This window comes from Pseudomonas sp. GW821-FHT01A09 (assembly GCF_058986725.1).
Genome location: NZ_JBYSWB010000004.1, coordinates 299,165 through 322,340 on the forward strand (window position 1 = coordinate 299,165; position 23,176 = coordinate 322,340).

21 protein-coding genes are annotated in these 23,176 nt (G+C 61.9%); 6 read left to right on the forward strand and 15 right to left on the reverse strand.

The features are described 5' to 3' along the window. Nucleotides 1–32 precede the first annotated feature (32 nt). Together ptsP and AC3WJP_RS07510 are read right to left on the reverse strand one after the other, a co-directional pair. Nucleotides 33–2,312, reverse strand: a complete 2,280-nt coding sequence (gene ptsP / locus AC3WJP_RS07505) for a phosphoenolpyruvate--protein phosphotransferase (RefSeq protein ID WP_493720400.1) — start codon at nt 2,310–2,312, stop codon at nt 33–35. Between the two features lie 22 nt (nt 2,313–2,334). After that, nucleotides 2,335–2,814 (reverse strand): RNA pyrophosphohydrolase, encoded by a 480-nt coding sequence (locus tag AC3WJP_RS07510; RefSeq protein ID WP_226505654.1) that lies wholly within the window; start codon nt 2,812–2,814, stop codon nt 2,335–2,337. 141 nt (nt 2,815–2,955) lie between these two features. On the opposite strand from AC3WJP_RS07510, the gene AC3WJP_RS07515 reads away from it, so the two are divergent. Further along, nucleotides 2,956–3,615, forward strand: coding sequence for a histidinol-phosphatase (locus AC3WJP_RS07515; RefSeq protein ID WP_493720399.1), 660 nt, complete (start codon nt 2,956–2,958; stop codon nt 3,613–3,615). A 121-nt stretch (nt 3,616–3,736) separates the two neighbouring features. Here the strand turns inward: AC3WJP_RS07515 and AC3WJP_RS07520 are convergent, their stop codons facing one another. Next, complete coding sequence (locus AC3WJP_RS07520) at nt 3,737–4,189, reverse strand: DUF2269 family protein (protein WP_493720398.1); 453 nt, start codon at nt 4,187–4,189, stop codon at nt 3,737–3,739. Nucleotides 4,190–4,315: 126 nt separating this feature from the next. Next, entirely contained in the window at nt 4,316–5,830 is a 1,515-nt protein-coding gene (gene ilvA / locus AC3WJP_RS07525) for a threonine ammonia-lyase, biosynthetic (protein ID WP_493720397.1), read from the reverse strand. Between the two features lie 147 nt (nt 5,831–5,977). Between ilvA and rpiA the strand changes: the two genes are divergently transcribed. Next, nucleotides 5,978–6,649 carry a ribose-5-phosphate isomerase RpiA gene (gene rpiA / locus AC3WJP_RS07530; RefSeq protein WP_493720396.1) on the forward strand — a complete coding sequence of 224 codons (672 nt, stop codon included), beginning with the start codon at nt 5,978–5,980 and terminating at the stop codon, nt 6,647–6,649. 117 nt (nt 6,650–6,766) lie between these two features. Here the strand turns inward: rpiA and AC3WJP_RS07535 are convergent, their stop codons facing one another. Further along, entirely contained in the window at nt 6,767–7,432 is a 666-nt protein-coding gene (locus tag AC3WJP_RS07535; protein WP_493720395.1) for a fumarylacetoacetate hydrolase family protein, read from the reverse strand. A gap of 45 nt (nt 7,433–7,477) precedes the next feature. Then, nucleotides 7,478–8,881 carry an FAD-binding oxidoreductase gene (locus AC3WJP_RS07540; RefSeq protein ID WP_493720394.1) on the reverse strand — a complete coding sequence of 468 codons (1,404 nt, stop codon included), beginning with the start codon at nt 8,879–8,881 and terminating at the stop codon, nt 7,478–7,480. A 168-nt stretch (nt 8,882–9,049) separates the two neighbouring features. On the opposite strand from AC3WJP_RS07540, the gene serA reads away from it, so the two are divergent. From serA to AC3WJP_RS07555, 3 genes are all read left to right on the forward strand, one after another. Next, entirely contained in the window at nt 9,050–10,279 is a 1,230-nt protein-coding gene (gene serA / locus AC3WJP_RS07545) for a phosphoglycerate dehydrogenase (protein ID WP_493720393.1), read from the forward strand. A 406-nt stretch (nt 10,280–10,685) separates the two neighbouring features. After that, nucleotides 10,686–11,933, forward strand: coding sequence for an ATP-grasp domain-containing protein (locus AC3WJP_RS07550; RefSeq protein ID WP_493720392.1), 1,248 nt, complete (start codon nt 10,686–10,688; stop codon nt 11,931–11,933). 18 nt (nt 11,934–11,951) lie between these two features. Next, nucleotides 11,952–13,061, forward strand: a complete 1,110-nt coding sequence (locus AC3WJP_RS07555; protein ID WP_493720391.1) for a phosphoserine transaminase — start codon at nt 11,952–11,954, stop codon at nt 13,059–13,061. Nucleotides 13,062–13,154: 93 nt separating this feature from the next. Here AC3WJP_RS07555 and AC3WJP_RS07560 read toward each other — a convergent pair whose 3' ends face one another. Next, a complete protein-coding gene (locus tag AC3WJP_RS07560) occupies nt 13,155–13,658 on the reverse strand; it encodes a 2-thiouracil desulfurase family protein (RefSeq protein ID WP_493720390.1) in 504 nt (167 codons plus the stop codon). A gap of 1 nt (nt 13,659) precedes the next feature. Further along, nucleotides 13,660–14,292 (reverse strand): 2OG-Fe(II) oxygenase, encoded by a 633-nt coding sequence (locus AC3WJP_RS07565; RefSeq protein ID WP_493720389.1) that lies wholly within the window; start codon nt 14,290–14,292, stop codon nt 13,660–13,662. Nucleotides 14,293–14,432: 140 nt separating this feature from the next. On the opposite strand from AC3WJP_RS07565, the gene AC3WJP_RS07570 reads away from it, so the two are divergent. Continuing rightward, nucleotides 14,433–15,167, forward strand: a complete 735-nt coding sequence (locus AC3WJP_RS07570) for a hypothetical protein (RefSeq protein WP_493720388.1) — start codon at nt 14,433–14,435, stop codon at nt 15,165–15,167. Nucleotides 15,168–15,237: 70 nt separating this feature from the next. On the opposite strand, the gene bipL is transcribed toward AC3WJP_RS07570, so the two are convergent. From bipL to AC3WJP_RS07605, 7 genes are all read right to left on the reverse strand, one after another. Further along, the gene (bipL, locus tag AC3WJP_RS07575) at nt 15,238–16,203 is read right to left on the reverse strand and encodes a phospholipase BipL (RefSeq protein ID WP_493720387.1); all 966 of its coding nucleotides are present in this window, start codon (nt 16,201–16,203) and stop codon (nt 15,238–15,240) included. A gap of 128 nt (nt 16,204–16,331) precedes the next feature. Beyond that, entirely contained in the window at nt 16,332–17,222 is an 891-nt protein-coding gene (locus AC3WJP_RS07580) for an ABC transporter permease subunit (protein WP_493720386.1), read from the reverse strand. Beyond that, nucleotides 17,219–18,100 (reverse strand): ABC transporter permease subunit, encoded by an 882-nt coding sequence (locus AC3WJP_RS07585; protein WP_493720624.1) that lies wholly within the window; start codon nt 18,098–18,100, stop codon nt 17,219–17,221. The genes AC3WJP_RS07580 and AC3WJP_RS07585 overlap by 4 nt, the downstream gene beginning before the upstream one ends. Nucleotides 18,101–18,150: 50 nt before the next feature. Next, complete coding sequence (gene potA, locus AC3WJP_RS07590; protein ID WP_493720385.1) at nt 18,151–19,293, reverse strand: polyamine ABC transporter ATP-binding protein; 1,143 nt, start codon at nt 19,291–19,293, stop codon at nt 18,151–18,153. A gap of 57 nt (nt 19,294–19,350) precedes the next feature. Then, nucleotides 19,351–20,445 carry a polyamine ABC transporter substrate-binding protein gene (locus AC3WJP_RS07595; RefSeq protein WP_493720384.1) on the reverse strand — a complete coding sequence of 365 codons (1,095 nt, stop codon included), beginning with the start codon at nt 20,443–20,445 and terminating at the stop codon, nt 19,351–19,353. A gap of 157 nt (nt 20,446–20,602) precedes the next feature. After that, nucleotides 20,603–21,703, reverse strand: a complete 1,101-nt coding sequence (locus AC3WJP_RS07600) for a polyamine ABC transporter substrate-binding protein (protein ID WP_493720383.1) — start codon at nt 21,701–21,703, stop codon at nt 20,603–20,605. 90 nt (nt 21,704–21,793) lie between these two features. Further along, the gene (locus AC3WJP_RS07605) at nt 21,794–23,161 is read right to left on the reverse strand and encodes an aspartate aminotransferase family protein (protein WP_493720382.1); all 1,368 of its coding nucleotides are present in this window, start codon (nt 23,159–23,161) and stop codon (nt 21,794–21,796) included. Nucleotides 23,162–23,176 lie beyond the last annotated feature (15 nt).

Here is a 23,176-nt window from a genome sequence, read left to right on the forward strand (position 1 = left end):
GGGCAAGCCCCCTCGCTACAGGTAACGCCGATTTACAGGGTCTTCGGCGCCGCCGGATTGATCATCCGCGACAGGCCCTGATTCTTCAGGGCCAGCTGCAGCGAGCTGTGGATGACTTGCGGGTTGTCGATCTTCATCAGCTGCGCGAGCAAATCCTTCGACTTGCTCATGCTGACCTGACGCAACATCCACTTCACCTTCGGCAGGTTGGTGGCGTTCATCGACAGGCTGTCGTAGCCCATGGCCATCAACAGCACCGCCGCCGCCGGATCACCGGCCATCTCGCCACAGATGCTCACTGGCTTGCCCTCGGCATGGGCTTCGTTGACCACATGCTGCAAAGCCATCAGCACCGCCGGGTGCAGGTAATCGTAGAGATCGGCCACCCGCGGGTTGTTGCGGTCCACGGCCAGCAAGTACTGCGTCAGGTCGTTGGAGCCCACGGACAGGAAGTCCACCTGCCGCGCCAGCTCACGCGCCTGATAGACCGCCGCAGGAATCTCCACCATCACCCCCACGGGCGGCATCGGCACGTCGGTACCCTCATCGCGCACCTCGCCCCAGGCCCGGTGAATCAGGTGCAGCGCTTCTTCCAATTCGTGCGTGCCCGAGATCATCGGCAGCAGGATGCGCAGGTTGTTCAAGCCTTCGCTGGCCTTGAGCATGGCCCGGCACTGCACCAGGAAGATCTCCGGATGGTCGAGGGTCACGCGAATGCCGCGCCAGCCCAGAAACGGGTTGTCCTCTTTGATCGGGAAATACGACAGCGATTTGTCACCGCCGATGTCGAGGCTGCGCATGGTCACCGGCAGCGGATGGAACGCCGCCAATTGCTCGCGGTAGATGGCCAGCTGTTCCTTCTCGCTGGGGAACCGCTGGTTGATCATGAACGGCACTTCGGTGCGATACAGGCCGACGCCCTCGGCGCCACGCTCCTGGGCCCGCGCCACATCGGCCAGCAGGCCGGTGTTGACCAACAGCGGCATGCGATGCCCGTCCAGGGTCACGCAGGGCAGCTCGCGCAGCGCGTCGAGGCCCTTGGAGAGCTCGCGCTCCTCCTCCATGACCGCGCTGTACTGCTTGATCAGGATCTCGCTGGGGTTGGTGAACACCTCGCCGTGATAGCCGTCGAGGATCATGCGGATGCCGTCGACCTTGGAATACGGCAGGTCGACCACGCCCATCACCGTCGGGATGCCCATGGCACGGGCCAGGATCGCCACGTGGGAGTTGCCGGAGCCGAGTACCGAGACCAGGCCCACCAGCTTGCCCTCGGGCACTTCGCCGAGCATGGCGGGCGACAGCTCCTCGCTGATGAGGATGGTGTTGTCCGGGTAGACCATGGTCTGCGAACGAGCTTCCTGCAGGTAGGCCAGCAGGCGCCGGCCCAGGTCCTTGACGTCGGACGCGCGCTCGCGCAGGTAGGCGTCGTCCATCAATTCGAAGCGGCTGACGTGCTCGGCGACCACGTTGCGCAGCGCGCCCTGGGCCCACTGGCCGGTCTTGATGATGTTGGTCACTTCGCTGCCCAGCGAGGCATCGTCGAGCATCATCAGGTACACATCGAACAGAGCACGCTCTTCAGGACGCAATTGTGTGGCCAACTTCGCCGAAAGCGTGCGCATGTCGTTGCGTACGCCTTCGAGCGCGTTCTGGAACAGCGCCAGTTCGGCCTTGATGTCAGTAACGACCTTGTCCGGCACCACGTCGAGGTCGGCCGGCGGCAACATGACCACCGCAGTACCGACGGCAGCACCGGGCGAACCGGGCACGCCGACGAAGCGCGCCTCTTGAATGCCCTTGCCCTGACGCCCCAGGCCACGGATCGAACCCGTGGCCTCGGCATGGGCGATGACCCCGGCGAGCTGCGCGCTCATGGTCACCAGGAAAGCTTCTTCGCCCTCGTCGAACTGGCGACGCTCTTTTTGCTGGATCACCACCACGCCCACCACCCGACGGTGGTGGATGATCGGTGCGCCCAGGAATGAAGCGAAGCGCTCCTCACCGGTTTCGGCAAAGTAGCGATAACGCGGATGATCGGCGGCGTTTTCGAGGTTCAGGGGTTCTTCGCGGGTGCCCACCAGACCCACCAGGCCTTCGTTGGGGGCCATGCTGACCTTGCCGATGGAGCGCTTGTTGAGCCCTTCGGTCGCCATCAGCACGAAGCGGTTGGTCTCAGGGTCGAGCAGATAGACCGAGCACACCTGGCTGCCCATGGCTTCCCGGACGCGCAGCACAATGATCCCCAACGCCGTCTTGAGATCCTTGGCGGAGTTGACTTCCTGGACGATCTTGCGCAGCGTATTGAGCATGGCTCGGGGTCGAACTCCGTCGTCAGTCGCGCGATAAAAGGCGCGGGGCAAGCTCTTTGAGCGCGCGTCGATAAACTTCGCGCTTGAATGTCACCACCTGGCCCAGCGGGTACCAATAACTGACCCAGCGCCAGCCGTCGAACTCGGGCTTGGGCGTCAAATCCATTCTTACGCGCTGCTCGTTGGAAATCAGGCGCAGCAGAAACCATTTCTGCTTCTGGCCGATACACAGCGGTTGGCTGTGGGTACGGACCAGGCGTTGCGGCAAACGATAACGCAACCAGCCGCGGGTGCAGGCAAGAATTTCAACATCCTGGCGCTCCAGCCCCACTTCTTCATTCAACTCTCGGTACAAGGCCTCTTCCGGCGTCTCCTGGGGGTTGATACCGCCCTGAGGAAACTGCCAGGCATCCTGGTTGATACGACGAGCCCATAGCACCTGTCCGGCGTCATTGGTCAGAATGATGCCGACATTGGGACGGAAACCATCGGGGTCGATCACGGCAACAACCTCGTAAACGCATGTTTCCGCATTGTTCCACAAAGCCTGTCAAGGCGGCAACGCGCCCGCATACCTTATGTGCACAGTTGTCAAAAGTCCGTATTCTGTAAGGCGCTTTTCAATATATAGGTAGGAAAATTCATGCGTCTGGCGTTATTCGATCTCGACAACACCCTGCTCGGCGGCGACAGCGACCACGCCTGGGGCGATTACCTGTGCGAGCGCGGGATTCTCGACAAGGTCGAATACAAGGCCCGCAATGATGCCTTCTATGAGGATTATCTGGCCGGCCAACTCGATCAGGGGGCCTATCTGGAATTCAGTCTGGAAATCCTCGCCGCCACCGATCTGCCGCAGTTGAACGAATGGCATCGGGATTTCATGCGCGACTGCATCGAGCCGATCATTCTGCCCAAGGCCCTGGCGCTGCTCGAACAACACCGCGCGGCGGGTGACAAGCTGGTGATCATCACCGCCACCAACCGTTTCGTCACCGGCCCGATCGCCGAGCGCCTGGGCGTCGAGACGCTGCTGGCCACCGAGTGCGAGATGAAGGATGGCCGCTACACCGGCCGCAGCTTCGATGTGCCGTGCTTTCGCGAAGGCAAGGTGATCCGCCTGAACCGCTGGCTGCAGGAGCAAGGCCTGAACCTTGAAGACAGCTACTTCTACAGCGACTCGATGAATGACCTGCCGTTGCTGGAAGAAGTCGCCCATCCGATCGTGGTCGACCCGGACCCCAAGCTGCATGAAGAAGCCAAGCGTCGCGGCTGGAAAGAGATCTCGCTGCGCGGCGAGTGATGCCACGCCACCTCTGTAGCGAGGGGGCTTGCCCCCGAAAACTCCGAGTCGTTGCCGCACAAGACTGTTGTGATCAGTCGATTTTTCGGAGGCAAGCCCCCTCGCTACCAGGCTGTCTGCATCACACCGGTTTGACGGCAACCAATACAAGAATCACTGCAAAGCACAGCGCTGAGGCACCGCCATAGAGGTAGGCGCGCTTGCGTTGCGCGGCCACCTCTTTCTTGTCTGCGGCTCTGGAATACACCTGTGCGCGACGCAGGCGATTGATCCGCCGTACCGCCAGCAGCCAGAACGCCCACACCAGCACGTACAGCAACTCCGCCCCCAGCATCCACAGCTGCCCCAGCGGCCAGGCCCCCAGATGCGCCAGCCACCAGCCACTGAATGGCAGGCTGGCGAGGCTCAGGGCCATGAGTATCCAGGCGAACAGCCAGGGCCGCTGCAGGCTGCGGCCCAGCGCTGCGCTGTCGTCACCGGCGCGAACGGCGCGCCAGGCGACCGCAGCGGCGCTGATGACGAACAGCACCATGGCGGCGAAAAACCCGATTTTGAATGCGCTGTAGCTTTCCATGATCACTTCCCGTGTCGTGTAGCGAGGGGGCTTGCCCCCGAAAAATCTGTGCATCACCGCTTCGCTCAAAAGTTGAGCAGAATTGGAGACTTTCGGGGGCAAGCCCCCTCGCTACCTGAATGGGGATCAGCCCAGAAACAACCGATACGCCGGGTTATCCGTCTCATCCCAATAGGGATAGCCGATGGCATCCAGGGCCGCGGCCACCAGATGCCGCTCATCCTCCGGTACCTGCAGGCCCGCCACCACCCGGCCATCCGCGGCACCGTGGTTGCGGTAATGGAACATCGAGATGTTCCAGCGCCCGCCCAGCTTGCTGAGGAAATTGAACAACGCTCCTGGCCGCTCCGGGAACTCGAAGCGCATGACCCGCTCGTCACTGACCTTCTCGGCGTGCCCACCGACCATATGGCGAATGTGCAGCTTGGCCAGCTCGTTGTCGGTCAGGTCCAGCACCGGGAAGCCCTGCTCGCGCAGATTGGCCAGCAGCGCATCGCGCGGGTCGTTTTCCGGGTGAGTCTGCACGCCGACGAAGATGTGCGCCTCGCGGCCACTGTGGAAACGATAGTTGAATTCGGTGATCTGGCGCTTGCCGATGGCCTGGCAGAACGCCTTGAAGCTACCCGGCTGCTCCGGAATGGTCACGGCGATGATGGCTTCGCGACCCTCGCCCAGCTCCGCCCGTTCGGCCACATGGCGCAGGCGGTCGAAATTGACGTTGGCACCGGAATCGATGGCCACCAGCGTCTGCCCGGTCACGCCGTACAGCTCGATGTACTTCTTGATCCCCGCCACGCCGAGGGCGCCGGCAGGCTCGGTGATCGAGCGGGTATCGTCGTAGATATCCTTGATCGCAGCGCAGATCTCATCGGTGCTGACGGTCACCACCTCGTCGACATAGTCCTTGCAGATGTCGAAGGTGTGCTGGCCGATCTGCGCCACCGCCACACCGTCGGCGAACAGCCCAACCTGCGGCAGTACCACGCGCTCGCCCGCTGCCAGCGCCGCTTGCAGGCAATTGGAATCATCGGGCTCGACACCGATGACCTTGATGTCCGGACGCAAGTACTTCACGTAGGCAGCGATACCGGCGATCAAGCCGCCGCCGCCGACCGGAACGAAAATCGCGTTGAGCGGCGCCGGATGCTGGCGCAGGATCTCCATGGCCACGGTGCCTTGACCGGCGATGGTATCCGGGTCGTCATAGGGATGAATGTAGACGTAGCCCTTTTCATCCACCAGCTTGAGCGAATAGGCCAGCGCCTCAGGGAAGGAATCGCCGTGCAACACCACCTTGCCGCCGCGCGAGCGCACACCCTCGACCTTGATCTCCGGTGTCGTGCGCGGCATGACGATGGTGGCCTTGACCCCCATCTTCTTCGCCGCCAGCGCCAGCCCTTGGGCATGGTTGCCCGCCGACGCGGTGACCACGCCCCGGGCGCGCTCGACATCGCTCAACTGCGCCAGCTTGTTGTACGCACCGCGCACCTTGAAGGAGAACACCGGCTGCAGGTCTTCGCGCTTGAGCAGCACGGTATTGCCCAGACGCCGCGACAGCTGATCGGCCGGCTGCAGCGGGGTTTCGACGGCGACATCGTAGACGCGCGAGGTGAGGATTTTCTTTACGTACTGTTCGAGCATCGGAAAAAATCACTGCTGGCGGTGGTTGCAAGGACGGGGAGTCTAACCCAGCGCTCGGCATGGCGACCACACGCACCCGGGTTTTAGCCAACGGATACGGCTATAATGCGCCCCCTCAGATAGACCCCGCCCGCTTCCGGAGCCCGCATGACCCAGGACCAACTCAAACAGGCCGTCGCCCAGGCCGCCGTCGATTTCATACTGCCCAAGCTGGACGACAAGAGTGTCGTCGGCGTCGGTACTGGCTCGACCGCCAACTGCTTCATCGACGCCCTGGCGCTGCACAAGGGTGCCTTCGACGGCGCCGTGGCCAGCTCCGAAGCCACGGCTGCACGCCTCAAGGGCCATGGCATTCCGGTGTATGAGTTGAATACCGTCAGCGACCTGGAGTTCTACATCGACGGCGCCGACGAAAGCGACGAGGGCCTGAACCTGATCAAGGGCGGCGGCGCGGCACTGACCCGCGAGAAGATCGTCGCGGCCGTGGCCAAGACCTTCATCTGCATTGCCGATGCCAGCAAACTGGTGCCGGTGCTGGGCAATTTCCCGCTGCCGGTGGAAGTGATTCCCATGGCCCGCAGCCATGTGGCGCGCCAACTGGTCAAGCTGGGCGGCGATCCGGTCTATCGCGAGGGCGTGCTGACGGACAACGGCAACATCATCATCGATGTGCACAACCTGCAGATTACCGATCCGGTGCTGCTGGAAACCCAGATCAATGGGATCGTCGGCGTGGTGACAAACGGCCTGTTCGCGGCACGTTCGGCGGATCTGCTGCTGCTGGGCACCTCAGAAGGCGTGAAAACCCTGAAGAAGTAGCGAGAAGGGTGCAACACCTCTGTGCTGAGGGGGCTTGCTTCCGAGGGGCTTGGAATGACACACCGCTGAGTGTCAGTGCCGGCCTATCGGGGGCAAGCCCCCTCGCTACAGGGGTCTTTATAGGACCGTGGTGGCGAAGCTGCTGGCACCTGGCAACTCGAGGATGAGCTCATCCCCCGGATTCAACGGCCCTACGCCCGCCGGCGTACCGGTCATGATCACATCCCCGGCCTGCAGCGAAAAACACGCCGCCATGTACTGAATCATCGGCACGATCGGGTTGAGCATCAGGCTGCTGTTGCCATCCTGGCGCACGGCGCCATTGAGGGTCAGGCGCACCGGAATGTCGGTCAGGTCGCTGTAGGTGCTGGCCGCGACGAAGGGCGCAATCACGCAGGCGCCGTCGAACGACTTGGCGATTTCCCATGGCAGGCCCTTCTCCTTCAACTTCGACTGCACGTCGCGCAGGGTCAGGTCCAGCGCCGGCGCGTAGCCGCTGATGGCATCCAGCACCTCTTCAACGCTGGGCTTGGTCGACAGCGGCTTACCCAGCAACACGGCGATTTCGGTTTCGTAGTGCACCGACCCGCGATCGGTCGGCACCTTGAAGCCACCCGCCGAAGGCACCACACAACTGCCTGGCTTGATGAACAGCAGCGGCTCGGTCGGCACCGGGTTGTCCAGTTCCTTGGCATGTTCGGCGTAGTTGCGCCCGATACACACCACTTTCCCGACCGGATAATGAATGTGGGTCCCGTCAGCGTACTGGTGTTGATAGCTCATGAACGACTCCTCTGCCTGCTGGAATAGTGTGGGAAGCACTGCGAATCAGTGGTCTTGCACAGCAAAAATCTTGCCCGGGTTCATGATGCCGTTAGGGTCGAACACCGCCTTCATGGCCTTCATGTACTCGATTTCGATCGGCGAGCGGCTGTAGGTCAGATAATCACGCTTGGTCATGCCCACGCCATGCTCGGCGGAAATCGAGCCGTTGTATTTCTGCACCGTCTCGAACACCCATTTGTTGACCGTGGCGCACTTGGCGAAGAAGTCGTCCTTGGACAGGTTGTCCGGCTTGAGAATGTTCAGGTGCAGGTTGCCGTCGCCGATATGGCCGAACCAGACGATTTCGAAGTCGGGATAGAACTCGCCGACGATCGCGTCGATTTCCTTCAGGAACGCCGGGACTTTCGAGACTGTGACCGAGATGTCGTTCTTGTATGGCGTCCAGTGCGAGATGGTCTCGGAAATGTATTCGCGCAACTTCCAGAGGTTCTGCAATTGCTGCTCGCTCTGACTCATAACGCCGTCGACCACCCAGCCCTGCTCGACGCAATGCTCGAACGTGGCCAAGGCAGCATTGGCGACTTCTTCGGTGGTGGCCTCGAATTCCAGCAACGCGTAGAACGGGCAATCCGATTCGAAGGGCTTGGGCACATCGCCGCGCCCCAGCACCTTGGCCAGCGCCTTGTCGGAAAAGAACTCGAATGCCGTCAGATCCAGCTTGTTCTGAAAGGCGTGCAACACTGGCATGATCGCATCGAAGTCTGGCGTGCCGAGCACCATGGCGGTGAGGTTCTTCGGCGCGCGATCGAGGCGCATGGTGGCTTCTACCACAAAGCCCAGGGTGCCCTCGGCGCCAATGAACAACTGACGCAGGTCGTAACCGGTGGCGTTCTTGATCAGGTCCTTGTTCAGCTCGAGCAGATCGCCCTTGCCGGTTACCACCTTCATGCCCGCCACCCAGTTGCGGGTCATGCCGTAGCGAATGACCTTGATACCGCCGGCATTGGTACCGATATTGCCGCCGATCTGGCTGGAACCCGCAGAAGCGAAGTCCACTGGATAGTAGAGGTTGTGCTCTTCGGCGAGGTTCTGCAGATGCTCGGTGACCACGCCCGGCTGACAGACCACGGTGCGATCGACGGTGTTGAAGTCCAGCACCTGATTCATGTAATCGAACGACACCACCACTTCGCCATTGGCCGCCACCGCCGCCGCCGACAATCCGGTGCGCCCGCCGGACGGCACCAGCGCTACCTTGCGCTCGTTGGCCCAGCGCACCACAGCCTGCACTTGCTCGATGGTCTTGGGAAAGACAATGGCCAGGGGGGCCGGGGGGAAGTGTTTGGTCCAGTCCTTGCCGAATGCTTCCAGAGACGCGGCGTCGGTCAGGACCTTGCCGGGCTCCACCAGGTTCATCAACTCATCGATCAGGGCAGGATGGGTCATCGATAGAACTCTCAAACGATTCATGGTCACCCTGAGCCGTATTCACGTGCCAGGGATGGGCGTTCTGCGGGGTGCATATGCTAGCATACGCCCCCCGCCAATCGAGCTTTCGACCGTTGGCGCCGCGCTTCACTACTGCCAATTTCTCCGGGACACAGGTTTACGCAGATGAGCAAGACTTCCCTCGACAAGAGCAAGATCAAGTTCCTTCTTCTCGAAGGCGTCCATCAATCCGCCGTCGACGTCCTCAAGGCCGCCGGCTACACCAGCATCGAATATCACACCAAGTCGCTGCCGGAAGCCGAGCTCAAGGAAAAGATCGCTGACGCTCATTTCATCGGTATCCGCTCGCGCACCCAGCTGACCGAAGAGATGTTCGACGCCGCCAAGAAGCTGGTCGCGGTCGGCTGCTTCTGCATCGGCACCAACCAGGTCGACCTGAATGCCGCCCGCGAGCGTGGCATCGCCGTGTTCAACGCGCCGTACTCCAACACCCGCTCGGTGGCCGAACTGGTGCTGGCCGAAGCCATCCTGCTGCTGCGCGGCATCCCCGAGAAAAACGCCTCCTGCCACCGTGGCGGCTGGATCAAGAGCGCGGCCAACTCCTTCGAGATCCGCGGCAAGAAGCTGGGCATCGTCGGCTACGGCTCGATCGGTACGCAACTGTCGGTACTGGCTGAAGGCCTGGGCATGCAGGTGTTCTTCTTCGACCCGCTGACCAAGCTGCCGCTGGGCAACGCCACCCAGGTCACCAGCCTGACCGAGCTGCTGGGCCTGGCCGATATCGTCTCGCTGCACGTGCCCGAGCTGCCGTCCACCCAGTGGATGATCGGCGAGAAAGAAATCCGCTCCATGAAAAAAGGCGCGATCCTGATCAACGCCGCCCGCGGCACCGTGGTCGAGCTGAACGCCCTGGCCGACGCGATCAAGGACAAGCACCTGATCGGCGCCGCCATCGATGTGTTCCCGATCGAGCCGCGCTCCAACGATGACGTCTTCGAAAGCCCGCTGCGCGGCCTCGACAACGTCATCCTGACCCCGCACATCGGCGGCTCTACCGCTGAAGCCCAGGCCAACATCGGTCTGGAAGTGGCGGAGAAGCTGGTCAAGTACAGCGACAACGGTACTTCGGTGTCGTCGGTCAACTTCCCGGAAGTGGCCCTGCCCGCTCACCCTGGCAAGCACCGCCTGCTGCACATCCACGAGAACGTCCCGGGCGTGCTGAGCGAGATCAACAAGGTGTTCGCCGAAAACGGCATCAACATCTCCGGTCAGTTCCTGCAGACCAACGAGAAAGTCGGTTATGTGGTCATCGACGTCGATGCCGAGTATTCCGACCTGGCTCAGGAAAAACTGCAACAGGTCAACGGCACCATTCGTTGCCGCGTACTGTTCTGATTGCGCTGAAGCGTTGAAAGAGGGAGGCCCGGGTGGCCTCCCTTTTTTATTGCTCGGCGCCTCGGCCAGGGCATTCACTCAAGTGTGGCTCGAAGTGGCATCGATACCAATCGGCCGCGCCCGGCCCCCATGCATCGCTGCCAGGATCAGGTTCGCCTTTTCGGTTGATGGATTGATGATTGCCTGGCTCCAGTGCCCCTGCACATCCACTTACCAGAAAGCCGATCAATAGAGCTGTGGTCAAACGCATCGAGATGCCTCGCGTAAAGGTAACGAGGGTAGGTCCACTGAGAAAAAATGGCTGTCAGAGGGTTCCGAGCCAAGCGTAGGACCTTTCCTAATAACTGCAGGCGACATGTTAAAGTCATTTCATTTTTCCAACGCTGCCTGCTGCGGGGATATGACCTTGAACCCGACCACCTTCATCCCGGCCCCGGAACAGCCACCGGCCACCGCCTTCATCGGTTTGGCGCCTTTCCTGCGCATGAGCATCGCCGGTATCGATTTCAGCCTGCAGGCCGCTGAAATGCTCGATCTGGCGCAACTGCACCCTGACGATCCCGAGCTATGGCTGAACCTCTCCACCGTTCTGCTGTGCCTTAACGAGCAGGAACTGGGCCTGCAGATTCAAGCTCAGGCGCTGAGCATGCAACGCGTCTACCGTATAGCTCCCAAGCAACCCCGGCGCCTGACGCTGCTGATGCTGATGGTCCCTGGCGAGCTGTCGGCCAACGTGCCGATCGACTGCTTGCTGGAAAACAGCGATATCGAGCTCATCTACTACTACGTCAGCCCCGACGCGCCTTTGACGGCGCCGATCCCCGAACACGATGTGCTGCTGGTCGGCATCAGCGCCGCCGACAGCACCTTCGAGGCCCTCGCCCAGCTCGAGGCGCCCTTGGCCAACTGGCCGCGGCCGATCATCAATCCGCCCGGGCGAGTCCCGCAATCGGAGCGCCAGACCGCCAGCCTGCTGCTGCAGGGCGTGCCCGACCTGGTGATGTGCCCGGTGCAGCGCATTGCCCCGGATACCCTGCAGGCCATCGCCGCCGGCAGCCTTGAGCTGGCCAGCGCCACCCAGGGCGTCAATTTTCCGATCATCCTGCGCCCGGTCGGCACCCACGGTGGCCATGGCCTGGAGCGCGTCGAATCCGCCGAAGCCATCCAGGGCTATCTGGGCCGCGTAGAGGCCGACGAATACTTCCTGGCGCGCTTCGTCGACTACAGCAAAGCCGATGGCCTGTTCAGAAAAGCCCGGGTGTTTCTCATTGATGGCACACCTTATGCCTGCCATATGGCGACGTCAGAAAATTGGATGATTCACTACCTCAACGCGCGGATGTACGAAGACCCGCAGCGCAGAGCGGAAGAGGCGCGATTCCTCGACGATTTTCCGGCGTTCGCTGCACGTCACGCCGGCGCCTTGCAGGCGATTGCCGAGCGCACCGGGCTCGATTACCTCGGCATCGATTGTGCCGAGACCCGTGACGGCGAGTTGTTGGTGTTCGAGATCGACCCGGCCATGGTGATCCATTCCATGGACCTGGAAAGCGTGTTCCCGAACAAGCAGTACCACATGCAAAAAGTAAAGAACGCCCTCCGGGACCTGCTCATGCGCCGCGCCGCAGACCACGCCAGGAGGACCATCAGCTGATCTGGAATCCCTTGGTTTATGTCGACGAATCCGCGCAATGCCTTGAATTTCTCCGGTGGCCCTGGGGCCTTGCCGGAGACTGTGCTGGCACAGGTTCAACAGTCCATCGTCGAGGTGCCGGAAACCGGCCTGTCGATCCTGGGCATCAGCCATCGCTCTGACTGGTTCGCCGCCGTCGTCGACGAAGCCGAGCGCAATATCCGCACCCTGCTGGGCCTGTCCGAGAACTACCACGTGCTGTTCCTGCAGGGCGGCGCCACTCAACAGTTCTCGATGGTGCCCATGACCTTGCTGCGCGGCAAGGAGCACCCTGCCGAGTACATCGACTCCGGCTACTGGAGCCGCAAGGTGATCGCCGAAGCGCGCCGAGAAGGCCCGGTGAAGACCATCTGGAGCGGTGAGTCCTACGGCTTCAATCGCCTGCCCACCGATGACGAGCTGAGTTTCTCGGCCGATGCGCCTTACCTGCATTACGTCGCCAACGAAACGGTAGAAGGCCTGCAATTCCATCGGGTGCTGGGCCGCGATGACGTGCCGCGGATCTGCGACATGTCTTCGGACTTTCTCTCCAAGCCCTGCGACGCCGAGAAGTTTTCGGTGATCTACGCCCACGCGCAAAAGAACATCGGCCCGGCCGGCGTGACCGTGGTGCTGGTCAAGGACGAGATCGCTCAGCAGGCCTCGGAGGATCTGCCGTCGTTCCTCAACTACCGCAAACACATCGAGGCACGCTCCAATCTCAATACACCGCCGGTGTTCGCCATCTATGTGGTGCTGCTGGTGACCCGCTGGCTGCTCAACGACGTTGGCGGTCTGGAGAGGATGGCGCAGATCAACCGCAACAAGGCCGAGCTGCTCTACAGCGCGCTGGATAACGCCGAGGACTTCTATCGTGGCTGGGCGGCACGCGAGGATCGCTCGACCATGAACGTGGCGTTCAATCTGCCCAATGCACAGTTGCAGCAAGCGTTCTTCGAACAGAGCCGGGCGCTGGGGTTCTCAGGGCTGGAAGGGCATCGCGCGATTGGCGGGGTACGGGCGTCGATCTATAACGCGCTGTCGCTGCAGGCGGTGGAGAAGTTGACTGAGTTCATGCACGATTTTCACCGTCAGCACGGCAGTATGTGAATCCAGATCACCGGTGGTGAGGGGGCTTGCTCCCGAGGGGCCGGCACTGGCACTCCTTGGTAGGCAGGACCAGCCCCTCGGGAGCAAGCCCCCTCACCACAGAGTGATCGCATCATCGAGATTCAACAGGGCCGACGCGGCCTCATCCAATTCATGCTCATTGAACACCTGCACCCCCTCGCGGCGCAGCAGCGCCGCAGTCACCCCTTCACCGCGCACCCGCACGCCACTGAACGAGCCGTCATAAGTCTCGCGATTGCCGCACGACGGGCTGTTGGCTTTGAGAATGGCGATGCGAATCCCCTGTTCGCGCACCTGGCGCAAGGCGATCTCGGCGCCGCGCACGAAGGCCGCGGTGAAATCCTCACCCTGTACCGTCACCACCTGCGCCTCGCCGGCCAGCACCGCGGTGCCCTGCCCGCCTGGAATTTCGGCGGGTGGACGCGGCGTCGGCAAACCGCCGGCCACCTCCGGACACAGGCCCACCACCCGGCCTTCGGCCTGCCAGGCCGCCAAGCGATCGAACGGCCCGCTGGAGCCGCCGTCATAACGCACCGGGTGGCCGAGCAAGCAACGACTGACGAGGATCTTGTGCATATCAGAAAGGCTCGTTGGGGCGGCGCCGGAACCAGCCCGTGAGTGACAGCCGATCTCGCTCGGCCGGGAGCACTTCATGGGGCATGTCGCCGGACAAAAACACCACCAGGCTGCCGCCAATGGGCGCTACGTCGTGCGCGACCTCGCCCTTGAGGTACATGCGCAGTTCGCCGCCATCCCCCGGCACCCATCCGGTGTTGAGGTACAGCACCGCCGAAACCATGCGGCTGTCGTCATCGCGAAAGCGGTCCAGATGCCGACGGTAGAACGCCCCTGGCGGATACAGGGCAAAATGCGCTTCGAATTCTTCCAGCCCCATGAACAGGCTGCGATTGAGTGCTTCGCGCAGGCTGTCCATGATCTGCAGGTATTGGTCGCACGGGGCGGTTTCACCGGGTTCGATCCACTGGATGCGGTCCCCGCGGATGCCTTCGCGCACCTCCTGACTGAGACCGCGCCCCACCGCCGCCGGGGCCAATTCGCCGGCACGCGAACGTTTACGGCACTCGGCCGCCAGTTCCAGGGTCAGACCCTGAGGCAGGAACAGGTTCTGCTGCGACCAGCCGCGTTCGGCCAGGTCATCGACAATGCGCAACAGCAGAGGGTCATCAAGGGATATGGGCATGGCGCGCATAGTATCCAGAAGCCCGCAAAACCGACAGCGCCACTTGGCTACCGACGACCTGCAAATGTTTCATGGGCGCCAGGCGTGCGCAAATCTCGACAAAGCCACGCCGGCCCAAGGACAATAGCGGCCTGCCGACAGGAGTCTATATGCGTCGTTTGTGTTTGTTGCTCATCATGTTCTGCACCATGCCCGCGTGGGCAGACAACCATGACCAGTTGTACAAGGTCGCCGGTTGGCCAGAACAACGCGCGCATTTCAACGACGCTCTCACCGCCGCTCAGCAACGCTACAGCAACAGCCTGCCGCCGGCGGTGTTCCAGGCGCTGGTCAACAACAGCAACAAACGCTTCGCCGCCCAGGCCATGGACAGCCGTGCCGAGGGCAAATTGCGCCAGACGCTCGCCGACCCGGTGCCCGCGTTGACCTTCTTCGATTCGCCATTGGGGCACAAGATCGTCGCTGCCGAATTGCTCGCCACCCGCAAGGATCAACTGGCCAAGAACGCTCAGGGCCTGCCGCACATTCAGGCCAGCGATGATCGCGTGCTGCTGATCGGCCACCTGGCCACCGCCCTGCCCGCTCGCGAGGCCGGCGCCGAAGTCAGCCTGGCCATCGCTGGTGTCGCGGCCGACAGCCTCAGCCAGATGATCCCCGGCCTGCTGGGTGCCGGTCAGGCGCAGGGCATGCTCGACGGCCAACGGCAAAGGCTCATGGACCAGATCAGCACCGAGCTGCCTAACACCTTGCTGTACGTGTATCGCGACCTGAGCGATCTGGAGCTCGAAGAATTCGTCACCTTCGCCGAGTCCGCCGAGGGCAAGGCTTATTACCAGGCAGCGCTGGCGGCGATTCGTGCAGGGCTGGCGGTGGGGCAGCCCTGATACCAACCCTGTAGCGAGGGAGCTTGCTCCCGAAAAATGCAACTGACACACCTCGCCTGGCAGACCAGCCTTATCGGGGGCAAGCCCCCTCGCTACCAAGGGCGGCCTGCAGGAATGCAAAATATTCCTGGCGGTACTGCGGCAACTCGTTGGCCAGATGATGCTTCGCCTGGGGCAGCATCAACACCCGTGGCTGATCGAACTTGCTGCGCAGCACTTGCAGGTTGTGCTGCCAGTCCACCGTCATATCGGCGTCGCCCTGAACGATCAGCGGCGAGCGTTGGCAGGTCGGCGCCGCTTCGATCCGCGCCACCCACTTCACCAGCGCCCCGACCCAGGCCGTGGGCAAACGCATTGGCTGCAGCGGATCGGCCTGCAGAAACGGCATGAACGCCGGGTCGTTGGTGTTCTCGCTGAAACGCCGGTCGATGCCGGACACGAAGGGCTTGAGCAACCGATAGCTCAACTTCGACCAGCCCCAGGCCCGCGGCCGCACCAAGGGCGCCAGCAACACGGTCTGGCCCTGGATCGGCGTATCCGCGCCGCAATGCAGCAAGTGATCGACCGCGATAGCGCCCCCGGTACTCTGCCCGCACAGATGCCACGGCTGAGGCAGCTGCAACTGCTCGGCCTCGGCGAACAGCCCCTGCAACACCTGCTGATAGTGACCAAAATCGTCGATGCTCGCCCGCGCGCCGCTGGACAGCCCGTGCCCGGGCAAGTCGCAGGCGATGACCGCGAACCGCTGCTCCAGCGCCCAATCGATCACATGCCGATACAGCCCCATGTGATCGTAAAACCCATGCAGCAGGAACAACGTCGCCACTGGCCGCGCGGGCAGCCACAACTGCGTGACGATATCGAACGGCCCGACGCTCATGCGGCCGAGCAGGGACTCTGTCGAGTCGTGACGATGGGCCAGATCGAGTCCGTAGAACTGTCGGTAACTGTGCGCAGGGCTCGACAGCGCGCTGCGCTCCAGCAATGGCTTGAGGCTGGCGCGCAGGGCTTCGGGATCGAATATGGCGGGGGGCATAGAGAGTTTCCGAAAACTTGAGATATGGCCGGGGAAAGCGTGGACTGTGTAGCGAGGGGGCTTGCCCCCGACAGGCTGGTTCAGCCTCCCCGAATCGGGGGCAAGCCCCCTCGCTACAGGTGTATCGGCTATACCACCGTCTGCGAAGGATCGCGACGCGAATCGCGCTTCAGATCGCCACCCGCCGCGCTTTCCTCGATCGCCAGCTGGATCGCCTTGCGCCGCTGCTGCTCGGAGCGACGGGTGAAGTACCAGACGATAAAGGTGAAGGTCGACACCACCAGCAGGATCAGACTGGCCACGGCGTTGATCTCGGGCTTGACGCCCAGGCGCACCGCCGAGAACACCTCCATCGGCAAGGTCGTCGACCCCGGCCCGGACACGAAGCTGGCCAGCACCAGGTCATCCAGCGACAAGGCGAACGACATCATCGCCCCCGCCGCCAGCGACGGCGCGATCATCGGGATGGTGATCAGCAGGAACACCTTCCACGGCCGCGCGCCCAGATCCATGGCCGCCTCTTCGATGGACAGGTCCAGCTCGCGCAGGCGCGACGACACCACCACCGCCACATAGGCGGTACAGAAGGTAGTGTGGGCAATCCAGATAGTCATCAGCCCGCGTTCCTGGGGCCAGCCGATCCACTGCGCCATCGCCACGAACAACAGCAACAGCGACAGACCGGTGATCACGTCAGGCATCACCAGCGGCGCCGTGACCATGCCGCCGAACAGCGTGCGCCCCTTGAAGTGCGGCACCCGGGTCAACACAAAGGCCGCCAGGGTGCCGAGGATCACCGCCGACACTGCGGTGCACGCAGCAATCTGCAGCGAACGGCCCACGGACGAGATCAACTGCGTGTTATCGAGCAGGCCGGTGTACCAGCTCACCGACCAACCGCCCCACACCGTCACCAGCCGCGAGGCGTTGAACGAGTAGATCACCAGAATCAGCATCGGCAGGTAGATGAACAGCAGCCCCACTACCAGCATGAACCGCGAGAACTTGAAGCCTTTCATATCTTGCCCTCCAGTTCCTTGGCCTGACTGCGGTTGAACAGCACGATCGGGATGATCAGGATTGCCAGCATCACCACCGCCAGCGCCGAGGCCACCGGCCAGTCGCGGTTGTTGAAGAATTCCTGCCACAGCACCCGGCCGATCATCAGGGTTTCCGGGCCACCCAGCAGCTCGGGGATGACGAACTCGCCCACCACCGGAATGAACACCAGCATGCAGCCGGCGATGATGCCGTTCCTGGACAGCGGCACGGTGATCTTCCAAAAGCTGTTGAAGGTGCTCGAGCCCAGGTCCGAGGCCGCTTCGAGCAAGCTCTGATCATGCTTCACCAGGTTGGCGAACAGCGGCAGGATCATGAACGGCAGGTACGAATAGACGATGCCGATGTACACCGCCAGGTTGGTGTTGAGGATCTCTATCGGCTGGCTGATGATGCCGGTCCACATCAAGAAGCCGTTGAGCAGGCCGTTGTTGCTGAGGATGCCCATCCAGGCGTACACGCGGATGAGGATGGCCGTCCAGGTCGGCATCATGATCAACAGCAACAGGACCGTCTGGCTCTCCTTTTTCGCCGTCGACATGGCGTAGGCCATTGGATAGCCGATCAACAGGCACAGGAGCGTGCTGATAAAGGCCATCTTCAACGAGCCAAGATAGGCATCGATGTACAGGTCGTCGCCGGTCAGCAGCAGGTAGTTGCCCATGTTCAGGGCGATCTGCAGCTTGTCGTCGAGGTAGGTGAGGATTTCGGTATAAGGCGGAATCGCCACGTCCGCTTCAGCGAAGCTGATCTTCAGGACGATGAAGAACGGCAGCATGAAGAACAGGAACAGCCAGATGAACGGCACACCGATGACCGCCTGGCGCCCGTTGGGCAGCAAGCGGCCGAGGCGACGCTTGAACTTGCGCATGGCCTTGGATTGATCGGTCATGAGCGCAGTACCACGCCGCTGTCATCCTCCCACCAGACGAACACTTCGTCGTCCCAGGTCGGCCGGGCGCCGCGCCGCTCGGCGTTGGCGACGAACGATTGCACCAGCTTGCCGCAGGGCAATTGCACGTGGAACACCGAGTGGCCGCCCAGGTAGGCGATGTCATGCACGGTGCCACGTGACCAGTTGTACTCGTGGGTAGGCTGCTCGGTGGTGACCAGCAGTTTTTCCGGGCGAATGGCGTAGGTCACGCGCTTGTCCTGCACCGAGGTGCTGACGCCATGGCCCACGTAGATGCTGCGTTCGAGCTCGGGGCTGGCGATCAGCGCGTGGCCTTCCATGTCCTCGATCACTTCGCCGTCGAACAGGTTGACGTTGCCGATGAACTCGCACACCAGCCGGCTGGTGGGTGTTTCATAGATATCGATGGGGCTGCCGATCTGGGCGATCCAGCCTAGGTGCATGATGGCGATGCGCTGGGCCATGGTCATGGCCTCTTCCTGATCGTGGGTCACCATCACGCAGGTCACCCCGACGCGCTCGATGATCTCGACCAGTTCGAGCTGCATCTGCGAGCGCAGCTTTTTGTCCAGCGCGCCCATGGGCTCGTCGAGCAGCAGTAGTTTCGGACGCTTGGCCAGCGAACGGGCCAGCGCCACGCGCTGACGCTGCCCGCCCGACAGTTGATGGGGCTTGCGCTTGGCGTACTGGCTCATCTGCACCAGCTTGAGCATTTCCGCCACCCGGGCGTCGATCTCGGCTGCGGGAATCTTGTCCTGCTTGAGGCCGAAGGCGATGTTCTGCGCCACGGTCATGTGCGGGAACAGCGCGTAGGACTGGAACATCATGTTGATCGGGCGTTCGTACGGCGGCATGTCGGTGATATCGACGCCGTCGAGGAAGATCCGCCCTTCGGTGGGCCGCTCGAAGCCGGCGAGCATGCGCAGCAGCGTCGACTTGCCCGAGCCCGAGCCACCGAGCAGGGCGAATATCTCGCCCTTTTTGATCTCAAGGGAAACGTCGTCCACGGCGACCGTCTCATCGAACTTCTTCGTCACCCGATCGATCTTGACCAACACCTGCTTGGGTGTCCGGTCGCCTTCGAGGGCTTTCTTATAGGCACTGGAGGCAACGGCCATTAACGAGATTCTCCACAAAAATGGGTGGCCCGCGCCCTTGGCGCAGGCCGGTGACTATTACTTGCCGGTCTTGACCTTGGTCCAGCTACGGGTCATGACGCGTTGAATCTTGGGTGGCAGCTCGGTGCTCACATACATCTTGTCGAGCACTTGCTGGGACGGGTACACGGTGGGATCGCTGTGCACCTTGGCGTCCATGAACTCGATGGACTTCGGCGTCGGGTTGGCATAGCCCACGTAATCACTGACCTTGGCGATGACCTCAGGTTGCAGGATGTAGTTGATGTAGGCGTGAGCCTCCTTGACGTTTTGCGAGTCCGCCGGGATGGCCAGCATGTCGAACCACAGCGCGCCGCCCTCTTTGGGGATGGCGTAGGCGATGTTGACGTTCTTGCCGGCTTCCTGGGCACGTGCGCGGGCCTGGAAGACGTCGCCGGAGAACCCGGCAGCCACGCAGATATCGCCATTGGCGAGGTCGGTGATGTATTTGGACGAGTTGAAGTAGGTCACGTACGGCCGCACGGCCAGCAGTTTGGCTTCGACCTTCTTGTAGTCCTCGGGGTCAGTGCTGTTGGCGTTCAGGCCCATGTAGTTGAGCACCGTGGGGATCATTTCGTCCGCCGAGTCGAGGAAGGCCACACCGCACTTGGACAGCTTCTTGATGTTCTCCGGCTCGAACAGCACGGACCAGGAATCGATATGGTCGACGCCCAGCGCCTTTTTGACCTTGTCGACGTTATAGCCGATGCCGTTGGTGCCCCACAGGTAAGGCACGGCGTACTGGTTGCCCGGGTCGTTGGCCTCGAGGCGTTTCATCAGCGCCGGGTCGAGGTTCTGCCAGTTGGGCAGTTGCGAACGGTCGAGCTTCTGGAAAGCCCCCGCTTTGATCTGCTTGCCCAGGAAGTGGTTGGACGGCACCACCACGTCGTAGCCGGTATGCCCGGCCAGCAGCTTGCCTTCGAGGGTTTCGTTGGAGTCGAACACATCCTGGATCGGCTTGATGCCCGTGGCCTTCTCGAAGTCGGCCAGGGTGGTCTCGCCAATGTAGTCGGACCAATTATAAATATGCACGGTGGGCGCGGCCTGGGTGCTCAGGGCCAGCGTCAGACCGGCACTTGCCAGCAATGCTTTGCGAAATAAAGAGATAGCCAAGTGGGAGATCCTCTCGATGTGCTGTTGTCAGGCGTCATCCGGCCGGCCGAACTGCGAAAAGCGGCGTACCGTACAGTCGAAAAACTCTTCCGGCAAAAGAAATATCGATTTGCCGACTCGACCAGGCATCGCGATGCCTGGTCGAGGGCAGACGGACTTACTTGCCCGTTTTGATCTGAGTCCAGGCGCGGGTCATGTCGCGCTGAGTAGCGGCAGGCAGGTCGGCGATGGCGTACAGCTTGGCTTGCACGTCGTCGGCTGGGTAGATGCCCTTGTTTTCACGGATGGCCTCGTCAACCAGCGGGGTCGCAGCCGAGTTGCCGTTCGGGTAGGACACGGCGTTGGAGATCTCCGCCATGATTTCCGGCTGCAGCAGGAAGTTCATGAACTTGTAGGCGCCTTCGACGTTTTCGGCATCCTTGGGAATGGCGACCATGTCATAGAAGCTGCCAGCGCCTTCCTTCGGAATGCTGTAGTCGATCTTGACCTTGCCACCGGCTTCAGCCGCGCGGGACTTGGCCTGGAAGATGTCACCCGAATAACCCACGGCTACGCAGATATTGCCGTTGGCCAGGTCCGAGATGTACTTGGACGAATGGAAGTAGGCGACGTCCTTGCGAACGTTCTTGAGGTACAGATTCTTGGCTTCTTCGATCTGCTTCTTGTCCTGGGAGTTGGTCGGGTAGCCCAGGTACTTCAGCGCGATCGGCAGCATTTCGGTGGGTGAATCGAGGAAGCTGATCCCGCAGCCCTTGAGCTTGTCGGCGTATTCAGGCTTGAACAGCAGGTCCCAGGAGTTGGTCGGTGCGTCGGCGCCCAGCGCGGCCTTGACCTTGTCCGGGTTGTAGCCGATGCCGATGGTGCCCCACAGATACGGGAAGGCATGGGCGTTGTCCGGGTCGCTGACCGACACTGCCTTGAGCAGGTTCTTGTTGAGGTTGCCGTAGTTGCTCAGCTTGGATTTGTCCAGCGTCAGGTAGACGCCGGCCTTGATCTGCTTGGCCAGGAAGTTGTTGGATGGCACGACGATGTCGTAACCGGATTTGCCGGCCAGCAGCTTGGCTTCCAGAGTCTCGTTGCTGTCGTACACGTCGTAGACAACCTTGATCCCTGTCGCCGCCTCGAACTTCTTGGTGGTGTCCGGCGCGATGTAATCGGACCAGTTGTAGACGTGCAGGACTTTATCGTCAGCGTGCGCAACACCAGCAACCACGCCCAGCAGGGACATGGCGAGGAGGGACTTGCCAAATTTCTTCATGCGTAATGCTCCAGATTCTTTTAGGTCGATCACGTGTGTTCCGGCGGGGAGCCCCCAGCAACCTTTGCGCCCCACCGGCAAGCCTAGCATTTAGCCATTCACTGCTTCGAGCGTCAGATCGAGGCACTTGCGGGCCTTGTCCAGCAGCTCGTCAATTTCAGCCTTGGTGATCACCAGCGACGGCGCGATGATCATGGTGTCACCGACAGCGCGCATGATCAGGCCGTTGTCGAAGCAGAACTGGCGGCAGATCATGCCCACCCCCACGCCTTCGTAACGCGCCCGAGTGGCCTTGTCGCGGACCAGCTCGATCGCCCCCAACAGCCCCAGGCCGCGGACTTCGCCCACCAGCGGGTGATCGGCGAGCTCGCGCAAACGCTTTTGCAAATAGGGTGCCGTTTCTTCTTTCACACGAGTGACTATGTGTTCGGAGCGCAGAATGCGGATGTTCTCCAGCGCCACGGCGGCCGCCACCGGATGCCCGGAATAGGTGAAGCCGTGGTTGAAATCGCCGCCCTCGCTGATGACCTTGACCACTTCGTCGCGCACGATCACGCCACCCATGGGGATATAGCCCGAGGTCAGGCCCTTGGCGATGGTCATCAGATCGGGTTGCAGATCGTAGTAGTCGCTGCCGAACCATTCGCCGGTACGACCGAAACCGGTGATCACCTCGTCGGCCACGAACAGGATGTCGTACTTGGCGAGGATCTCCTTGATCTTCGGCCAGTAGCTGTCCGGCGGGATGATCACCCCGCCGGCGCCCTGGATCGGCTCGGCGATAAAGGCTGCGACCTGGTCTTCACCGACTTCGAGGATTTTCTGCTCCAACTGCTCGGCGGCCCAGATGCCGAATTCGTCCGGGGTCATGTCGCCGCCTTCGCCGAACCAGTAAGGCTGCGGGATGTGGACGATGCCGGGGATCGGCAGGTCGCCCTGCTCATGCATGCCCACCATGCCGCCCAGGCTGGCGCCAGCCACGGTGGAGCCGTGGTAACCGTTGATGCGGCTGATGATGACCTTTTTCTGCGGCTGGCCCTTGAGCGCCCAGTAGTGGCGAACCAGGCGCAGCACGGTGTCGTTGCCTTCGGAACCGGAGCCGGTGAAGAACACGTGGCTCATGCCGGCGGGCGCCAGCTCGGACACCACCTTGGCGAGTTCCAGCACCGGCGGGTGAGCGGTCTGGAAAAACAGGTTGTAGTAGGGCAGCTCGCGCATCTGTTTGGCGGCGACATCGGCCAGTTCGTCACGACCGTAGCCGATAGCCACGCACCAGAGACCGGCCATGCCGTCGAGAATCTTGTGGTCTTCGCTGTCCCAGAGGTGCACGCCTTTGGCCTTGGTGATGATCCTCGGGCCTTTTTCCTTGAGCTGCTGATAATCGCTGAAGGGCGCCAGGTGGTGCTCGCTGCTGAGCTCTTGCCACTGACGGGTTTGCGGGTTGCTGTTGACGCTCATTGCCGGCTCCTTGTG

Coding starts and splice junctions, on each gene's coding strand:
- ptsP (WP_493720400.1), bottom strand. CDS start 2,312: ATGCTCAATACGCTGCGCAAGATCGTCCAGGAAGTCAACTCCGCCAAG.
- AC3WJP_RS07515 (WP_493720399.1), top strand. CDS start 2,956: ATGCGTCTGGCGTTATTCGATCTCGACAACACCCTGCTCGGCGGCGAC.
- AC3WJP_RS07520 (WP_493720398.1), bottom strand. CDS start 4,189: ATGGAAAGCTACAGCGCATTCAAAATCGGGTTTTTCGCCGCCATGGTG.
- ilvA (WP_493720397.1), bottom strand. CDS start 5,830: ATGCTCGAACAGTACGTAAAGAAAATCCTCACCTCGCGCGTCTACGAT.
- rpiA (WP_493720396.1), top strand. CDS start 5,978: ATGACCCAGGACCAACTCAAACAGGCCGTCGCCCAGGCCGCCGTCGAT.
- AC3WJP_RS07535 (WP_493720395.1), bottom strand. CDS start 7,432: ATGAGCTATCAACACCAGTACGCTGACGGGACCCACATTCATTATCCG.
- AC3WJP_RS07540 (WP_493720394.1), bottom strand. CDS start 8,881: ATGACCCATCCTGCCCTGATCGATGAGTTGATGAACCTGGTGGAGCCC.
- serA (WP_493720393.1), top strand. CDS start 9,050: ATGAGCAAGACTTCCCTCGACAAGAGCAAGATCAAGTTCCTTCTTCTC.
- AC3WJP_RS07555 (WP_493720391.1), top strand. CDS start 11,952: ATGTCGACGAATCCGCGCAATGCCTTGAATTTCTCCGGTGGCCCTGGG.
- AC3WJP_RS07560 (WP_493720390.1), bottom strand. CDS start 13,658: ATGCACAAGATCCTCGTCAGTCGTTGCTTGCTCGGCCACCCGGTGCGT.
- AC3WJP_RS07565 (WP_493720389.1), bottom strand. CDS start 14,292: ATGCGCGCCATGCCCATATCCCTTGATGACCCTCTGCTGTTGCGCATT.
- AC3WJP_RS07570 (WP_493720388.1), top strand. CDS start 14,433: ATGCGTCGTTTGTGTTTGTTGCTCATCATGTTCTGCACCATGCCCGCG.
- bipL (WP_493720387.1), bottom strand. CDS start 16,203: ATGCCCCCCGCCATATTCGATCCCGAAGCCCTGCGCGCCAGCCTCAAG.
- AC3WJP_RS07580 (WP_493720386.1), bottom strand. CDS start 17,222: ATGAAAGGCTTCAAGTTCTCGCGGTTCATGCTGGTAGTGGGGCTGCTG.
- potA (WP_493720385.1), bottom strand. CDS start 19,293: ATGGCCGTTGCCTCCAGTGCCTATAAGAAAGCCCTCGAAGGCGACCGG.
- AC3WJP_RS07600 (WP_493720383.1), bottom strand. CDS start 21,703: ATGAAGAAATTTGGCAAGTCCCTCCTCGCCATGTCCCTGCTGGGCGTG.
- AC3WJP_RS07605 (WP_493720382.1), bottom strand. CDS start 23,161: ATGAGCGTCAACAGCAACCCGCAAACCCGTCAGTGGCAAGAGCTCAGC.